This is a genomic window from Fulvivirga imtechensis AK7 (genome assembly GCF_000331535.1).
Classification (GTDB): Bacteria; Bacteroidota; Bacteroidia; order Cytophagales; family Cyclobacteriaceae; genus Fulvivirga; species Fulvivirga imtechensis.
Genome location: NZ_AMZN01000040.1, coordinates 1 through 18088, shown reverse-complemented (window position 1 = coordinate 18088; position 18088 = coordinate 1). Strand labels below are relative to the sequence as shown.

General features: G+C 42.1%; 18 protein-coding genes. 16 read left to right on the top strand and 2 right to left on the bottom strand.

What is annotated here, in order from left to right:
* Positions 1-435 precede the first annotated feature (435 nt).
* Complete coding sequence (locus C900_RS11505; RefSeq protein ID WP_009580036.1) at positions 436-1974, top strand: transporter substrate-binding domain-containing protein; 1539 nt, start codon at positions 436-438, stop codon at positions 1972-1974.
* Positions 1975-2001: 27 nt separating this feature from the next.
* Here C900_RS11505 and C900_RS11500 read toward each other — a convergent pair whose 3' ends face one another.
* Positions 2002-2724, bottom strand: a complete 723-nt coding sequence (locus C900_RS11500; RefSeq protein WP_009580035.1) for a pyridoxine 5'-phosphate synthase — start codon at positions 2722-2724, stop codon at positions 2002-2004.
* Between the two features lie 76 nt (positions 2725-2800).
* Between C900_RS11500 and C900_RS11495 the strand changes: the two genes are divergently transcribed.
* The 13 genes from C900_RS11495 to C900_RS11435 all read left to right on the top strand — a co-directional run bounded on the left by C900_RS11495 (position 2801) and on the right by C900_RS11435 (position 14168).
* A complete protein-coding gene (locus C900_RS11495; RefSeq protein WP_009580034.1) occupies positions 2801-3253 on the top strand; it encodes a GatB/YqeY domain-containing protein in 453 nt (150 codons plus the stop codon).
* On the top strand, positions 3254-3790 hold the full coding sequence (locus tag C900_RS11490) for a CvpA family protein (protein ID WP_009580033.1): 537 nt from the start codon (positions 3254-3256) through the stop codon (positions 3788-3790).
* Positions 3774-4343: an anthranilate synthase component II gene (locus C900_RS11485; protein ID WP_009580032.1), complete on the top strand. Its 570-nt coding sequence runs from the start codon at positions 3774-3776 to the stop codon at positions 4341-4343. The genes C900_RS11490 and C900_RS11485 overlap by 17 nt, the downstream gene beginning before the upstream one ends.
* 44 nt (positions 4344-4387) lie before the next feature.
* Positions 4388-5155, top strand: coding sequence for an alpha/beta fold hydrolase (locus tag C900_RS11480; protein ID WP_009580031.1), 768 nt, complete (start codon positions 4388-4390; stop codon positions 5153-5155).
* Positions 5133-5810 carry a CBS domain-containing protein gene (locus tag C900_RS11475; RefSeq protein WP_245558423.1) on the top strand — a complete coding sequence of 226 codons (678 nt, stop codon included), beginning with the start codon at positions 5133-5135 and terminating at the stop codon, positions 5808-5810. The genes C900_RS11480 and C900_RS11475 overlap by 23 nt, the downstream gene beginning before the upstream one ends.
* 9 nt (positions 5811-5819) lie before the next feature.
* A complete protein-coding gene (locus C900_RS11470; RefSeq protein WP_009580029.1) occupies positions 5820-6695 on the top strand; it encodes an NAD kinase in 876 nt (291 codons plus the stop codon).
* A gap of 79 nt (positions 6696-6774) precedes the next feature.
* On the top strand, positions 6775-7872 hold the full coding sequence (locus C900_RS11465; RefSeq protein ID WP_051052828.1) for a DUF6089 family protein: 1098 nt from the start codon (positions 6775-6777) through the stop codon (positions 7870-7872).
* Between the two features lies 1 nt (position 7873).
* A complete protein-coding gene (porG, locus tag C900_RS11460) occupies positions 7874-8611 on the top strand; it encodes a type IX secretion system protein PorG (protein ID WP_009580027.1) in 738 nt (245 codons plus the stop codon).
* 114 nt (positions 8612-8725) lie between these two features.
* On the top strand, positions 8726-9412 hold the full coding sequence (locus tag C900_RS11455) for an undecaprenyl pyrophosphate synthase (RefSeq protein WP_009580026.1): 687 nt from the start codon (positions 8726-8728) through the stop codon (positions 9410-9412).
* A gap of 3 nt (positions 9413-9415) precedes the next feature.
* Entirely contained in the window at positions 9416-12091 is a 2676-nt protein-coding gene (locus C900_RS11450; protein WP_009580025.1) for a BamA/OMP85 family outer membrane protein, read from the top strand.
* Between the two features lie 2 nt (positions 12092-12093).
* Positions 12094-12624 carry an OmpH/Skp family outer membrane protein gene (locus C900_RS11445; RefSeq protein ID WP_009580024.1) on the top strand — a complete coding sequence of 177 codons (531 nt, stop codon included), beginning with the start codon at positions 12094-12096 and terminating at the stop codon, positions 12622-12624.
* Between the two features lie 24 nt (positions 12625-12648).
* Positions 12649-13185 carry an OmpH/Skp family outer membrane protein gene (locus tag C900_RS11440; RefSeq protein WP_009580023.1) on the top strand — a complete coding sequence of 179 codons (537 nt, stop codon included), beginning with the start codon at positions 12649-12651 and terminating at the stop codon, positions 13183-13185.
* A gap of 74 nt (positions 13186-13259) precedes the next feature.
* Positions 13260-14168: a S66 peptidase family protein gene (locus C900_RS11435; RefSeq protein WP_009580022.1), complete on the top strand. Its 909-nt coding sequence runs from the start codon at positions 13260-13262 to the stop codon at positions 14166-14168.
* Between the two features lie 23 nt (positions 14169-14191).
* On the opposite strand, the gene C900_RS11430 is transcribed toward C900_RS11435, so the two are convergent.
* The gene (locus C900_RS11430) at positions 14192-14773 is read right to left on the bottom strand and encodes a DUF4202 domain-containing protein (RefSeq protein ID WP_009580021.1); all 582 of its coding nucleotides are present in this window, start codon (positions 14771-14773) and stop codon (positions 14192-14194) included.
* Positions 14774-14940: 167 nt separating this feature from the next.
* Between C900_RS11430 and nirB the strand changes: the two genes are divergently transcribed.
* Together nirB and nirD are read left to right on the top strand one after the other, a co-directional pair.
* Positions 14941-17424: a nitrite reductase large subunit NirB gene (nirB, locus tag C900_RS11425; protein WP_009580020.1), complete on the top strand. Its 2484-nt coding sequence runs from the start codon at positions 14941-14943 to the stop codon at positions 17422-17424.
* Positions 17425-17544: 120 nt separating this feature from the next.
* The gene (nirD, locus tag C900_RS11420) at positions 17545-17922 is read left to right on the top strand and encodes a nitrite reductase small subunit NirD (protein WP_009580019.1); all 378 of its coding nucleotides are present in this window, start codon (positions 17545-17547) and stop codon (positions 17920-17922) included.
* The last annotated feature ends 166 nt before the right edge of the window (positions 17923-18088 follow it).

Sequence of the window (18088 nt, the reverse complement as noted above, 5' to 3'; positions counted from 1 at the left end):
ATTTTCACCCCTCTTTTTTTTGAAACCATAACGCTGCTATGCTTTCAAATTTTGCTTATCTAAAGAAAAAACAGTGGCAAAAATTTAGTAAACCAATTCAGCAATCATCACACCAGAGTATCAGCCGTTCTTCTACTCAATACTCACAACTCAGTACTCATGCCGTTTTTTGCCAACTGCCGACTACTAAGCTTTCGTGATTAGGGTGACCGAGCATGTTATAGGTGATGTAAGTTTTATTATAACATAGTAGACAAAACAAAAGAGCATCAAGAAAAAAATGTATAAATTATAAAATTCTCTGTTTGAAGGTCAATAGTGTGAAAATAGTGATATGGTGGCGTATTGAGATGTGATCACGTTTGTTTTAAATTAAAGTTCGAGGATAGCAACAAAGATATAATCGTTAGTTGTATGTAATGTAAAGTATTGATTATGAAGTTATATCTTCTGTCATTTTTATTATTGCTTTCACAAAATGCCTTTTCATTTTCTGAGTACACATTGCTTTCCGCAAAAGAAAGGCAGTGGCTTCAGGCAAATAAGGATAACATTAGATTCGGGCCAAATCCAACCTGGCGACCTACTGACTATGTTGATTTTGACGGAGTACATCAAGGCATTGTTTCGGACTACATCAAATTATTTGAAAAACGTCTTGGTGTTTCATTCACTTACCAATACTTCGATGACTGGAGCGGCCTGCTCAGAGGGCTACAAAACAGAGAAGTTGACTTTGTCGGTGCCATACAGAAAACAACAAGAAGGGATGACTTCCTCAACTTCTCTGATTCTTATCTCGAGATTCCTATTGTAATCATTGTTAGGAATGATTACCCGCGTGTCATCAGTCACGACAATATGAAGGGTATGAAATTGGCCGGAGTTTCAGATTATGCCAGCGTTGAATATATCAAAAATCGATATCCGGAAGCAAGGGTTATTGAATACAAAGATGATCTGACAGCATTGGTGCAAACTTCGATGGGCAATACTGACGGAACCATTATTGATTTGTTGACAGCCAGTCATCTGGTAGAAGAATATGGCATCACCAACCTGGCATTAGGACTCACCTTAAATTACAAATGGGAAATCCGGTTTGCTATCAGTCAGGAAATGCCGGAGTTAGAAGCGATAATTAACAAACTGTTAAACAGCATCAATGAAGAACAGCGCGCGGCCATTTATCACAAGTGGGTGAATATCGACAATCTGAAATCTGAAAACTTCTTTGAAAGAAACTACGAAAGACTGATATACCTAAGCGCTTTTATACTGATGGTGTTTATTATTGTCCTGCTATACAGCTATGTATTAAAAAGGCAGGTAAGGAATCGTACACTGGCTTTGAAAAAGAGCAATGAGCAATATAGCTATGTTACCAAAGCTACTTTCGATGCTATATGGGACCTTGATCTGGTCGCCAGCACATTGACATGGGGAGAGGGTTTTTATACATTGTTTGGATATGATGTAAACCATACAAGTACAAGCCATGCCTTCTGGCGGAAATATATACACCCGGATGATAAAGAGCGGGTATCAAAAAGTTTATGGATGGCCATTAGTGGTGAAGACAGCACTTGGAAGGAAAGCTATCGCTACCTGAAGATCAATGGAGAATATGCCTATGTTCAAGACAAGGCGGTGATTATCAGAGATGAAAGCGGAAAGGCCATACGCATGATTGGAGCCATTCAGGACGTAACTGAAAGAAGAAAATACATCAGAGCTATTGAAAACCAAAACACTCAGCTACGCGAGATTGCTCACATACAATCACACGTAGTTAGGGCTCCACTAGCCAGAATAATGGGTTTGATCAACCTGGTCAAAACGCAGGACCTCGACCCGCAGCAGTCAGAACTTCTTGAATATATCAAAACATCGGCTCACGACCTTGATCAGGTGGTAAGAGGCATTGTCCGGCAAACGGAGCGTATCGAGGAAGATATTGAGATTAAATTCTGAGCTTAGACATTGCTGAAGATTCTGCTTTTACCTGTAGTGCCCAAGCTGTCTTAAGTAAAGCTGGATAACATTTTCGAGTCCGTAGTAAATAGCATCACATATTAATGCATGGCCAATGGATACTTCATCAAGATAAGGGATACATTCCTTAAGGTATGCCAGGTTGTCAAGGTCAAGGTCATGACCGGCATTTAGACCAAGCCCCAGATTCTTAGCCAGATCAGCAGCCTCAACATATGGCGCTATAGCCTTTTCTTTATTTTTCAGATAGCCGGAGGCATAAGCTTCAGTATAAAGCTCCACTCTATCAGCGCCTACCCTGGCAGCTCCTTCGATCATATGAGGCACCGGATCTATAAAGATCGAAGTGCGAATACCTTCCTTTTTCAGGTCAGCAATTATTTCGGTTAATAATGTTTCATTTGTTAGGGTATCCCAGCCGGCATTGGAAGTAATCACATCCGGGGCGTCCGGTACCAGGGTTGCCTGAGCAGGCTTCACTCGCTTCACCAGCTCCAGGTATCGGCTATCCGGATAGCCCTCGATGTTAAATTCCGTGGTAACTACCCGGGATAATTCGAGTACATCATTATAGCGGATGTGCCTTTCATCAGGCCGTGGGTGTACGGTTATGCCCTGAGCTCCGAAGCGTTCACAATCCAGTGCAGCTTTAATTACATCAGGGTTGTTGCCGCCACGGGCATTTCGCAATGTTGCGAACTTGTTGATATTTACACTTAACCGCGTCATCCTTTTTTTGAATATTTATAACTTTGTGCTTTGTTTGATGCAAATTAACGAATTAGATTTTTAAAACATTGAAGATATGGGTCTGAAAGAAACAATAGATCAGGAAATAAGGAAGGCAATGCTGGAAAAAAGAAAAGAAGAATTGCTGGCGTTGCGTTCTATTAAGTCTGCCATACTTTTGGCTAAAACAGAGAAAAGCGCAGGGGCTGAATTGTCGGTAGACGTGGAAATAAAATTGCTGACCAAGGCTGCCAAACAACGAAAGGATTCTGCGGATCTTTATCTGAAGGAAGGGCGAAATGACCTGGCCGATAAAGAACTGTTTGAGTTAGAAGTCATTAACAGATTTTTGCCCAAACAGCTCACAGAGGAAGAAATAAGAGCGGAGGTGATGAAAATCATGGAAGCCGTAAATGCGTCAGGGCCACAGGATATGGGTAAGGTAATGGGTGTTGCTACCAAAGAGCTTGCGGGTAAGGCTGATGGTAAGACTATTTCGTTTATTGTTAAAGAATTGCTAAGCAAGTAATTGAGCACGATTGACATTATTCTTATAATTCCGATCATCTACGGTGCTTACCGGGGCTTTAAAAAGGGATTTTTACTGGAGATCATTGCTATAGTTGCATTTATTTTGGCAGTTATAGGGGGCTTTAAACTATTGCATTGGGGCATGGACCTGCTCGATCAATATTTTGATATTAGCGGGCAAGTGCTTCCCTACATAGCCTTTGTGCTTATTTTTATCGGAATAATTTTGCTCATCAACCTGTTGGGCAAAGGATTAAAGAAAATAATCGACCTGACCATACTAGGTGCCGCTGACAATATTGCAGGTGCGGTTTTATCTGCAACTAAATGGGCGTTTGGTCTAAGCGTAATTTTATGGCTTAGCGCAACCTTTGACATTGGTATTCCCGAAGAGTGGAAAGAGGGATCTATCCTGTATCCTTACCTGATGCCGTTCGCGCCTGCCGTTGTAGATTTTTTTTCAGCGATAATACCCTTTGCCCATGATCTTTTTGATACCTTAAAGGAAATGCTGCAGGATGATCCTTCTTCTTGATAATTTTGACTCATTTACCTACAACCTTGTTGACTATTTCAATCAACTACAGGTAAAAAGTCAGGTCTTTAGGAATAATGCTCCTCTTTCAGAAATTATTAAGCACAACTATAAAGGTGTCGTGCTTTCACCAGGGCCCGAGGTTCCTGAAAAGGCTGGCAATCTGCTTCAGGTGTTGGAATATTACCATGATAAACTGCCTGTTTTAGGTATTTGCCTGGGACATCAGGCGATAGGTCAGTTCTTTGGTTCCAAAATTATAAAAGGCAAGAGGCCCATGCATGGAAAAATATCAAAGGTACATTTGAAACACGACCCGCTATTTGAAGGCATACCTGATCAAATAAATGTAGTAAGATATAACTCATTGGTCGTAGAAGACCATAGCGTGGCTAATCAGGTTATAGCGTACTCCGGGGAAAACGAGGTGATGGCAATAAAAAATAATTTTTTTCCGATTTGGGGGATACAATTTCACCCTGAAGCGGCATTAACAGAATATGGCTTACAAATGCTGAAAAATTGGCTAACTTATAATCATATAGCTGTATAATTGTTCAATTTTATTTACTTTGTGGCTGGTACATTAATATTGTTATGGCTCTAACCGTAAGAGAAGAGAAAGAATTTAAATATATCGATGAGGGATCAGGGGAAGTACTCCTTTTATTGCACGGGCTATTCGGCGCCTTGAGTAATTGGGAGTGTGTTGTAAATCATTTCAAGGAGAATTACAGAGTGGTAATACCACTATTGCCTATTTATGAAATGCCGCTGAAGCAGGCAGGACTTGATGGACTTAATGACTTTTTGGAAAAATTTGTTGCCCTTAAAAAGCTGGATGATATGACTTTGATCGGTAATTCACTGGGCGGACATGTGGGTTTGATATATACTCTTGCTAATCCTGCCAGAGTAAAGAGCCTTGTGCTTACAGGCAGTTCGGGGCTTTTTGAAAATTCCATGGGTGGATCATTCCCTAAGAGAGGAAGCTATGAATATATCAGGGAGCGAGTGGCTTATACTTTTTATAACCCCAATACGGCTACCAAAGAGTTGGTAGACGAAGTCTTTGAAACCACCAAGAGCATTCCCAAATGTTTGAGAATAGTAGCCATTGCCAAGTCAGCGCAACGCCACAATATGGCAAAGGAAATTCAGCGTATCAAGCAACCAACGTTACTTGTCTGGGGTTTGAACGATACTATTACGCCACCAATGGTTGCACACGAGTTCAACAAGCTGATACCTAACTCTGAACTGCACTTTATCGATAAGTGCTGCCATGCACCAATGATGGAGCACCCGGAGAAATTTAATATTATTTTAAATAAATTTTTAGATGCTAGACGCAATGATAGCTGAGGAACTGATTAACCATATGATACCACCACTGAAGCCAAAGGACAGCGCTCAAAAGGCACGGCTTTGGATGGAGGAATTGCGTTGTAATCAGCTTCCCGTGGTAGAAAATGAGAAGTTTCTGGGTCTGATCACTGAGGATATTATACTTGAGGCCAATGATGAGGAAAAACCCGTTTCCGAGTTTGAACTCATTGGTAAAAACTGCTTCGTTTATTCGGGTTCTCACTTTTACGATGTGATTAAACTAGCCTCTGATCATAATGTGCATATGGTTGGCGTACTGAATGAAGAGGGAAATTATGCCGGTGTTATTACCGTACAAGACACTATCACCTCTTTTGCCCAATCGGCCGCTGTACAGATACCCGGGGGTATACTGGTGCTTTCTATGAACCAAATCAATTACTCCCTGGCAGAGATCAGCAGGTTGGTGGAAGAAAACAATGCTAAGATATTAAGCAGCAGCGTTAAGGAAGATGAGCTAGATCCGGCTAAGCTCAAAGTTACGCTAAAGATCAACAGGCTGGATCTTACACATATAGTGGCTACGCTGGAAAGATTTGGCTACAAGATCATCGCCCGATTCCAGGAAACCAAGGTTTTGGATGAAGAGAAGGGTAAAATTGACATGCTGCTAAAGTACCTCGATATTTAATTCATTTTCATGCATATTGGCATCCACGGCAAAAAATTTGATCAAAAGACTGCCCCTTTTATTCAAAAGGTATTCGATGAACTGGATAAGAGAAAGGCAGAGATAGTAATCTCCGAGGAGTACCAGGAACAGCTTTCAAAAAACAGGATCACTGCCAGGCGCTATGCCACATACAAAGAGCAGGATGATTTGCAGTACCTCGATTTTATGTTTACCCTGGGAGGCGATGGTACACTTCTGGAAGCGCTGACGCACGTTGGTCCCACAGAGGTGCCCATTTTAGGGATCAATACCGGGAGATTAGGGTTTCTGGCCACTACTTCCAAGCAGGAAATAGAGCAGGCAATTCAGTGCTTGTTTAGTTCGGATTATAGCTACGATGAAAGGACACTTCTGCGGTTGGAATCTGATGAGAAGCTTTTTGACGGCCTCAACTTTGCCTTGAATGATTTCACGATTTTGAAGAAGGATACCACTTCTATGATAGTGGTACATGCTTATATCGATGGAGAATTCCTTAATTCCTATTGGGCCGATGGCATCATAGTTTCTACCCCAACAGGCTCTACCGGATATAATATTAGCTGTGGAGGTCCATTGGTGCTTCCTCAGTCAAACAATTTTATCATCACCCCTGTTAGTCCGCATAACTTAACAGTGCGCCCAATTGTTGTACCTGATAACTGTGAACTTTCCTTTACAGTGGAAGGAAGGAGTGGTAATTTTTTGATATCACTCGACTCAAGATTTGAGACAATTGATGACTCTGTGAGGTTGAAGGTTGTAAAGGAAAAATTTAAGGCAAAGCTGGTGAAATTGCGGGATAATAATTACTTTGAAACTTTGCGCCAAAAGTTAAACTGGGGGCTGGATGTAAGAAACTAATTTTTTTCTTTGCCGAATTAATGTTTACTTTTGTTCAATTTCCGGTATTACTAATCGAATGGGATCAAATTGATTTGAAATGAGAAGCATCTTTGTTGGCATATTCTGTATGGTACTGTTCCTGGCTCTGGTAGAGGATGGACACGCACAGATTAGAAGTAAGCAGATAAGAAAGAACAACAAAAGGATTGCCAATTTTAAAGGTCAGAAAGCCTGGTTTGGAAAAGACAAGCGCTATAGTTATCTGGGAGTTTCGTTTAATGCACTGAACTATTTCGGTGATCTGGCGCCTCTTTCAAAGAAAGCAAGCACGGATATTTCCTTTACCCGGCCCGGGGTCGGTATTTTTTTCGGATATCGTTTTGGGCCTCGTTATACGCTTAGAGCGGCCTTTACTTACGGCACGATCAGGGGTGATGATTTCGAATCCGCGGACCTGAACAATGAAAATGCGCGGTATCGATATGTTAGAAATCTACATTTCAGGAACAGGATCAAAGAGTTGACCGTAACGGCTATGTTTGATCTGTTTTCCAATGAAATGACATACATTAGCCGGGCCCAGTGGACGCCATATGTTTTTGCCGGGGTAACGGTGTTTCACCACAACCCACAGGCCTTTGTTCCTGAAAACAGTACCCTTCCTGAAGCAGGTACATGGGTAGACCTGCAGCCTCTGGGTACGGAAGGACAGTTTGCAGACCTTTTGGAAACAGATGCGAATCATGGCATCAAACCGTATAAAAATATTCAGATTGCTATACCATTTGGCTTCGGAGTTCGTTTCAAACTCAACCAGGTACTTGATTTTTCCCTGGAATCTGGTGTGCGATACCTGTTCACTGATTATTTAGATGACGTAAGTGCCAGTTATGTGGACCCGGGTGTTTTTGATAATGATTTGGCAAGATTGATGTCAGACCTGTCTCAAGTGCCAAATGCGCCTGTTTCAGGTGACCCGCGTCAAACTGATAATCCAAATGTACAGGAGATTATGGGCAACACCATAACAGTGGTGGGTAGGGATGGTAATAGTTATACCAAAATAGCGGGGTTTGGTTATGAAGCTCCCGGAAATGTCAGGGGCAATAAAAATGAAAAGGACCTTTATTTCGTAACTTCCTTAAAAGTAGCTTTTATAATAGGCGCTCAGTTCAGGCGGGCGAAATTCAGATAACATGAAAAACTATTTAAAGATCATAATTGGGAAAGTTTGCAGAAGCCTTCCCGTTTTTGCGTTTATATGCCTGTGTGTTTTAGAGACCGCCATCGCTCAGGAAACCGAAATAGGTTTCGGACTGGGTGGCTTTAAGTATTCAGGGGACCTTTCCAGAGGCATTAATATTGAATCTATCAAGCCGGCCGGTACGGTTTTTTTTCGATCTAACATGAGTAAGGCAGTCAGCTTTCGAGTATCTGCTACTGCCGGTAAGCTGGGGGCAAGTGACGATAAAACTCCTATCGACCCATTTGCGGAAAACAGAGATGCCAGCTTTGATATCTTCCTGTTCGAGATCTCAACGGTTTTTGAGTATCACTTCCTGAAGTGGAGAGAGGAATCTTCCATGCTTCGGTGGACCCCGTATTTTTTCGGAGGTATCGCGATGTTTGGCATCTCAGGAGAAGCTGATAAACCTGTTGAGTACAGTAACATTCAACCTTCAGTGCCATTTGGTATCGGCTTTAAATATGTATTAAACCCTAAATGGTACTTAGGGGCAGAGTTCGGTGCCAGAAAAACCTTTTTTGATTATCTGGATAATGTCAGCGCAGGCGATGGTGTGATAAAAGATTACCAGTATGGAAATAAATTTGATAATGACTTATACCACTATATGGGGCTATCGCTTACCTATTCATTCTATACAATACCCTGTCCAACCAGTCCATACAAGAAAAATTATCGCAGGCGTTAAAAAGGGAGTATAAAATAAGCATTTTTACATAAATACGGTTAATTTTGCATCCCTGTGTCTATACCTATAGAAAATATTAATCTCGATGCATTGCCTAATCATATTGCCATAATAATGGATGGCAATGGTCGATGGGCTAAGAACAAAGGTGCCGCAAGAATATTCGGTCACAAAAATGCTATTACCGCTGTAAAGGAGGTAACGGAAGGCTGTGCAGAACTTGGGGTGAAGTACCTGACACTTTATGCGTTTTCAACAGAAAACTGGGGCAGGCCGATTGAAGAAGTAAATGGCCTGATGCAGTTGCTGGTTTCAACAATTAAAAAAGAATTAAAAACGTTACAAAAGAATAATGTACGACTGACTACTATAGGAGATATTGCCACCCTGCCTGCGAAATGCAGAAAAGAACTGCGGGAGGCTATGGATCAGACCAGAAACAATAAAGGGTTAACACTCGTATTGGCATTAAGTTATAGCGGTCGTTGGGAAATAATTGAGGCTGTTAAGCGTTTGGCTACTGATGTTCAGTCTGGAAGCCTGAAAATTGATGACATAGATAATGACGCGTTTGCGTCTTATTTGAATACTACGGATATTCCTGACCCTGAGCTACTGATAAGAACAAGTGGAGAAATGAGGATCAGTAATTTTTTACTTTGGCAAATGGCATATACCGAAATATACTTTACAACCAAACTTTGGCCCGATTTCAGGAAGGAAGACCTGCATCAGGCAATTATATCATATCAAAAAAGAGAACGAAGATTTGGTCGAATTAGTGAACAAGTGAATTCCTGATTAATGAAGAGAATATTATTTTTTTTAGTTTTTTGTTTTATTGTAGCCGGCTCGGCTAATGGTCAATTCAGAAAACGTACCAATACTCAGGATGATGAGAGTGGCCTGAATTACTCCAATCCACAAGAATATGTTATTGCCGGTATAGAAGTAACAGGGCTCAAAGTTTTGGATAAAAACGCATTGATCTCCCTGTCGGGGTTAAAGGTGGGTGACGAGGTGAGTGTTCCGGGTGATGAGATCAGTGGTGCTATAAGAAAGCTTTGGAAACATGGCCTTGTAGGGGATGTTTCTATTGCTATTGATAAAATAGAAGGAGATCAGATCTACCTGAATATTATATTATCTGAAAGACCCAGGCTAACAGGGTTTACCTTCGAGGGAGTAAAGAAAAGCAGGGAAACAGAGATAAGAGAAGATCTGAACCTGATCCGTGGTAGGATATTATCTGATGCAATCATTAGAAACACTGAGATAACCGTAAAGAACAGTTATGTAAAAAAGGGCTACCTTAATGCTGAAGTGAATGTTATTCAGCAGCAGGATTCGCTCAACTCTGATGGGGTGAAGCTAAAAATAGTGGTGAATCCAAGATCAAAAGTGAAAGTCAACAAGATCAGGATAGAAGGGAATGAGGAGTTTGCTGACAACAGGATCAAGAAAAAGATGAAGTCCACTAATGAGCATGTCCGGTTTTCACTATTCAAAAGAGCTGCAGAATTAGTTATGGGTATAAACCCATCAAACGTAGTAAGTTTTGTTGATTCTTCGTACGAAATGTCAGGCTCGGAATTGAAAGAATTTGTTACTGACAACATTAAACTCAACTTCTTCAAGTCTTCTAAATTCATCAAGTCGGATTATGAAGATGATAAGATAAAGATCATTGAATTCTATAATTCGAAGGGTTACAGGGATGCGGAGATAATTTCGGATACCATCTATGCTTATAGCGACAATTCAGTGAATATCGATATTAAGGTGGATGAGGGTAAAAAATATTACTTCCGCAACATTATCTGGACGGGCAACTTTGTACATACCGCTGCCACCCTGGATAAAATTTTGGGTATAGAAAAAGGTGATGTATATAATAAGGAGTTGATAGACCAAAAGCTGACGTTTAACCCTAAAGGACCGGACATCAGTGGTTTATACATGGATGACGGGTATTTATTTTTTCGCGTTAACCCTGTAGAGGTAGCCGTAGAGGGGGATTCTATAGATGTGGAAATGAGAATATATGAAGGAGATCAGGCTACAATCAAAAATGTGATCATTGCCGGAAATGAACGTACCCGTGATCATGTGATCAGAAGGGAGCTACGTACCATACCCGGACAAAAATTTAGCAGAACAGATATTATCCGCACACAGCAGCAGCTATCGCAACTTGGGTACTTTGATCCGCAACAGATCAGCCCTACGCCACTTCCCAACCCTGCTGATGGTACTGTGGATATAGAGTGGAAGGTGGTGGAAAGATCAAGCGACCAGATCGAATTATCCGGGGGCTGGGGTGGCCAATTCGGATTCGTAGGTACACTTGGGTTGGTGCTGAATAATTTCTCCTTAAGAAATATGATAAAGGGCAAGTTCACCCCTATACCTGTGGGTGATGGCCAAAGGCTGTCTATCCGGGCACAGGCCAATGGAAGACAATTCCAAAGTTATTCTTTCTCGTTTACAGAGCCGTGGTTAGGTGGTAAGAAGCCGAACTCACTTTCCGTCAGCTTAAATTATTCGGTGCAACGAGCGCGAGTGGCTAACTCCGATGGTACCTTCCCCAGGTTTGGCGACTACAATGCTTCACTACGCTTGAAGGGAATAACTGTTGGACTGGGAAGAAGGCTGGAATGGCCGGATAATTATTTTACTTTGACGAATTCGCTTTCCTATTTGGTATATGAGTTGGATAACTATGGTACCAGAGGACTTGGATTTTCGGATGGTAATGCCAATAGTATAACATTTAATACAACGCTTGCCAGAAACAGTATAGACAATCCTATGTATCCTACTGCCGGGTCAAGTATATCGCTGAACGTTTCATTGACACCGCCATATTCGCTATGGAGAGGCCTGGACTATGATAATATTTCAAATGCAGAAAGGTATAAGTGGATCGAATATCATAAATGGATGTTCGATGCCAGCTATTATATTAATTTAGTGGGCAAGCTTGTGTTAGAGACAAGGGGCCATTTTGGGTTTATCGGGTCATATTCTAAGGAAGCCGGTATAGGACCCTTTGAGAGATTCTATTTAGGTGGTGACGGACTTGCAGGACAGAACTTCCTGCTGGGTACGGAGATCATAGGACTGCGTGGTTATGAAAACAACAGTATCACCCCACCTTACGATGCCTTGGGTGCCAGCGACATACGTGGAGGTATTGCCTACAATAAATTCGTGATGGAACTACGCTACCCGGTAACCACCGGTCAGGCAGCGACTATCTATGGATTTGTATTTGCCGAGGCAGGTAACAACTTCCATACATTTGAAGACTTCAATCCTTTTGAAAATTATCGTTCTGCCGGATTTGGAGCCAGAATTTTCATGCCTGCGTTTGGGTTAATAGGAGTGAACTGGGGTTACGGATTTGATACCCTTCCCGGCCGCTCGGAACGAAGTGGGGCACAATTCCATTTTACTATTGGTCAGCAAATTCGATAGTTATGAAAAAATCGTTAATATTATTTCTGGCATTATTTTCGATAGTTCATGTATATGGACAAAAGTTTGGCTATGTAGATACAGACTATGTGTTGGGCAAAATGCCAGAGTACAAAGAGGCTCAGGGGGAGATTAATAAGCTTTCTTTGGGATGGCAGGAGGAGATTAAAGAGATGTCGAGAAAGATCGAGTCCATGTATAATGAATTACAGGCAGAAGAAGTACTGCTTACAGCCGAGATGAAGAAGGATCGCATGGCAGAGATCAGCAGGAAGGAAGGTGAGCTGAAGGAATATCAAAAAAAGATATTCGGATTTGAAGGATTATTCTTTCTGAAAAAAAAGGAGCTCATAAAGCCGGTGCAAGACAAAGTGTTTGAAGCGATAGAGCGAGTATGTAAGGACCAGCGCCTGGCAATTATGTTTGATAAAGCCGGAGATATGGTGATGATCTATACTGATCCAAGGCATGACTATACAGACTATGTGCTTGAGGAATTAGGTTTGGGTGATCCGAACGATGTCATAAAGTAAAAAATGTTTAATTAATACAATATCATGAGAAACAGATTATTATTAACGGTAATAGCACTAACTTTTTTTGGTCTGGCGGCTGTTCAGGCTCAAACGGCAACAAAAATTGCTTATGCTGATGTGGATTATATCCTAAGTCAAATGCCTGAAGCTAAGCAGGTAGAGGCTGAACTGAAGGCACATAATACCCAGCTTCAGAATCAGTTGCAGGCGAAATACCAGGAGTACCAACAGAAGCTACAATCATATCAGCAAGGTGCGGCTACTATGGTTGATGCGATCAGACAGGAGAAAGAAACAGAATTGGCGCAGCTTGAGCAAAGAATACAGAAATTTCAGCAAGATGCGCAAAACTCTATGCAGAAAAAGTCAACTGACCTGATGCAACCGCTTTACACGAAAGTAGGCGATAATATCGAAATAGTTGCTAAAGAAAATGGCTACGCCTATGTATTAAATGGGCAGATCGGAGGTATAGATGTGGTGCTGTATGCCGATGAGAAGTATGATATCAGCGACCTGGTTTTGAAGAAAATGGGAGTTACTCCATCTGAAAACTAAGCATATTAGATTTTAATCCCGGAGGCCGTCAGAAGGAGACTTTTGAGACGGCCTCTTTTTTTATTCAACTCAGCATGTTAAAGAGACCGCCATTACTTAAACAAGGAGATAAGATTGGGATTGTTGCCCCCTCAAGAATGATCACGCGGGAGCAAATGTACCAGGCTTTTGAGGTGTTTGAAGAGTGGGGGGTGGAAGTAGCCTGTGGAGACTGCTTATTTAAGCAGTATGGATACTTTGCCGGTACTGATGAACAAAGAAGGAGCGACTTGCAGCAGATGCTGGATGCATCTGATCTGGCCGCTGTTTTTTGTGCACGTGGAGGCTATGGCATGACAAGGATTGTCGATCAGCTTGATTTCGGGGCTTTGAATCAAAATCCCAAATGGGTTATCGGGTTTAGCGACATTACCGCGCTCCACATTGCCCTGAACAAGGCCGGGATAGAAAGTATCCATGGACTTATGCCTGTTCAGTATGATTATATGGGGATAGAGGAGTCTTTAGCCTCATTGAAAAAGATACTCTTTGAAGGGCCTATGGACTATATTGTTGCTTCAAAGAGCAATAACAAAGAGGGAATAGCAGAAGGAGAAATAATTGGAGGAAATCTTTCCCTGGTAGCAGAGAGCCTGGGTACTCCAACTGAAATTAATACTACCGGTAAGATCCTTTTCCTGGAAGAGATAGACGAATACTTATACAAAGTGGATCGTATGTTTATGCAGTTGAGGCGAGCGGGCAAATTTGATAATATCGTGGGGCTTATTATCGGTGATTTTTCACAGATGAAGGACACACAGATCCCATTTGGTAAATCGATATATGAGCTTATTCGGGATCACTTTCAAAATGCCAATTTTCCGATAGCTTATGATTTTCCACTTGGGCATGAAGCACACAATCTTGCAGTTCCTTGCGGTAGAAAGGTTTATATGGAAGTTACTCAAAAGCAGGTTCACCTGAAAGACGTTAATTCTTAAGGGCAATTCGAACCGAAGCTCCCTTATGAGCTTAAGGCAGTACCGATCAGTCTTTGCGCCCCTTCCGATAGCTTGAGTTCCATTGCCATTTCCTTTCCTTTTTCACTCATTTTCTTCCAGGTTTTCCGAAGGATGTCCACTACTTTTTCTTCAGGGTGTTGTTTGGCAAAGTCATCAAAGTAATATTTAAGAAATACCAGGCAGACGATATCTTCCAGCTTTTGAGCGTTCTCATCGGTGTGCAATTTCTTCTTTGCTACAAGATCTGCTACTTTTTTGGTTTCCGCAATGCTATAGCCGTGTCTCTGCATGATTTCCGTCAGTAGTTGGCCATGCATCAACTTCAACTTTGTCCGCCATTGTAGATAACCCTTTCGATCCATCGGGTATTCATCTCTGGGAATTACCCATCGCTTTATGTGCTGTCCTCTTGCTGCTATTTTCAATAGCTCATCGGCTTCAGGGTAGTGAGAGTCCATCATCTCGGTCATTCGCAGGCTATAGACATATTCTTTCGGCATATCAACACCTTCATATGCTTCGCGCCTTGGGTCCTGTTTATTGATCTGGTCAATTTCAGCCAATACCTCCGATATATTTCTCATAATATTTGTGTTTTTGTTAGTTGATCTGTCGTGGGAAATTAACGACTGAAATATAGTCAAAAATGTAGTTCTACGTATTCAAATCCCTATTTATATACATAAATACGTATAATTGCTTGCTTTTAATTAAATAAATTACGTAGTTTTACGTATAAATATTTTTGCATATGAAAAAGGTAGTTGTAATTGGAAATGGAATGGTGGGATACAAGTTTTGTGAAAAACTACGGGAAAAAGCTTCACCATCGGAAGTACAACTCGTGGTTTTTGGGGAGGAACCAGTGCCTGCTTACGACAGGGTGCATCTTAGTGATTACTTTTCTAATCGGTCGGCTTCTGCATTGGCTATGGCTGGATTGGATTGGTATACTTCGCAAAATATTGATCTTCGGATTGGTGAACTCGTCACCTCGATCGATAGGGAAAATAAGATAGTATCCACATACCATGGACAAAAGGAAAAATATGATGTCCTGATCATAGCCACGGGTTCCAGCGCCATGGTACCCCCGATCAACGGAGTGGAGAAGAAAGGTGTATTTGTGTATAGAACTATTGAAGATCTGGAGGGGATTATTGGTTATGGCCAGACGGTAAAGAAAGCTGCTGTGCTGGGCGGAGGATTATTAGGACTTGAAGCGGCCAAGGCATTGATGGATATGGAACTGGAAACTCACGTGATAGAATTTGCTTCGCGTCTTATGCCCAGGCAATTAGACGATCAGGGCTCAAATATGCTGCGGGAGATGCTACAGGCGCTTGGAATAAATATTCATATGAACAAGAACACTTCTTCCATTCGGGGAAATGGTAAGGTGAAAGGGCTGGAATTCACTGATGGAAGTATACTAAATACGGAGATGCTGGTGATTTCGTGTGGCATTGTGCCTCGTGATGAGCTTGCAAAAAAGGCTGGTATTGAGACGGGACCTCGCGGAGGAGTTGTGGTCAATGACCAACTCCAAACAAGTGACCCGTTTATTTATGCCATAGGAGAAGCTGCCTTGCATAACAACATGATCTATGGTCTCGTAGCGCCCGGATATAATATGGCAGAAGTGGTTGTAAATCAGCTAACCGGAGATGGTAGCGCCAGTTTTACGGGAAATGATATGTCTACAAAACTCAAGCTGATAGGCATAGATGTAGCCAGTTTCGGCGACCCCTTTGGTGACAATGTGCCCTGCAAGCCGATTATATTCGAAAATAAAAATCAAGGATTCTATAAGCGTATCAATGTTTCCGAAGACGGAAAGCGACTGATGGGGGGCGTCCTTGTGGGTGATGTGAGTGACTACAATATGCTCAGACAGATCATGCAAAATGGCCTTGCATTGCCTCCCCAGCCGGAAGATCTCATACTGGGGAGTCGTGGCGAATCATCTGGAGATGCCATTGCCAACTTGCCTGACGAAGCGCAGGTTTGCTCATGTGAGAATGTTACAAAGGGAGCCATAGCAAATATCATTAAAGAGCATCAGCTTGAAAATATTGAGCAAGTAAGGTCGTGCACTAAAGCGGGCACTGGTTGCGGGGCCTGTTCTCCGATGGTGGCAGACATTTTCAACGAAACCCTAAAATCCATGGGAAAAACGGTCAGAAAGGTGCTTTGCGAACACTTTGACCATACCAGGCAGGAACTGTTTGATCTGATCAAAATCAATAAGATCAAGCACTATGATGAGTTGCTGGACCGCCATGGTTCTGGCGATGGGTGCGAGACCTGTAAACCTGCTGTAGCATCTATGCTTGCGAGTATTTGGAACGACCTTATTGTGGAGCAGGACACTATTCAGGATACTAATGATCGTTTTCTGGCCAATATTCAAAAGGGAGGCTCTTATTCCATCGTTCCCCGGGTGCCCGGGGGAGAGATCACCCCTGAAAAACTCATAGTACTTGGCGAAGTTGCTAAGAAATATGACCTGTATGCCAAGATAACAGGAGGGCAGCGGATAGATCTCTTTGGCGCACGTATAGATCAGCTTCCGGTGATATGGGAAGAATTGATTGCAGCCGGATTTGAAAGTGGCCACGCGTATGGCAAAGCCTTGAGAACGGTCAAGAGTTGTGTGGGATCCACCTGGTGCAGGTTTGGGCTGCATGATTCGGTATCCTTTGCTATAGACGTGGAAAACAGGTATAAAGGCCTAAGAGCTCCGCACAAAATAAAAGGTGCGGTTTCTGGCTGTAGAAGAGAGTGTGCCGAGGCTCAAAGCAAGGATTTTGGCATCATCGCCACTGAAAAGGGCTGGAACCTATACGTCTGTGGCAACGGTGGAGCTAACCCACAACATGCGAAGCTTCTGGCTACTGATATAGACACAGAGTCCTGTGTCCGCTACCTTGATCGTTTCTTGATGTTTTACATCAAAACAGCCGAACCGCTCAACCGTACATCCACCTGGCTGAATAAAATGGAGGGGGGCATTGAGTACCTGAAGGATGTAGTGGTGAATGACATTCTTGGTATTGGTGAGCAGTTAGAAGATGAAATGAAGTATATGATAAATACGTACAAATGTGAATGGAAAGAAGTTGTAAATAATGAGGGATTGCGATCTAAATTCCGCCATTTTATCAACTCTGAGGAGCCTGATCCAACGCAGAAGTTTGATTTGATGCGGGGACAAAAGGTGCCTGTTGCTTAAACGGGCATATGAATTAGAATGAAAGTGAGCATAAACTTTAATTGAGTTGAAAATACGGGATGAACGATAACAGAATGAGCCTCAATACTCAATACTAACATCTCAATACTAAACATTATGATGATCGAAACTTTAGTTCAATATAAAACGGTCGAGCCAGCAGCAGTTAAGGTCTGGTACAAAGCAGCTAGAATTGAGGACTTTCCAGCAAATGGAGGCGCTTGTATCAGCTATAAAGGCCTGCAGGTTGCAGTATTCAACTTTTCACGCAGACAGGAATGGTACGCAACACAAAATCTTTGTCCTCATAAAATGCAGATGATACTTTCCAGGGGTATGATCGGTTCACAATCCGGTGAAGCCAAAGTGGCCTGTCCTTACCATAAAAAGACATTTTCTCTAAAAACAGGTAAAAATCTTAACGGGAGCGAGTGTGGACTGGCCACCTACCCGGTAAAAATTGAAGATGGATTTGTGTTTGTTGGTTTTGAGTATTAATAATTAACACACCCCCTGCTATTGGACCGCTCAATGCTATTAAGATGTCATCCAGAGGTAACCAACAACTTCAGTTGATTTTGTGGATAATGACAAATTAACCGACCGGCCTTGAGAAAATGGCGTTAAGAATTTCAATGCCACACGTACATGTTATAAATCACAC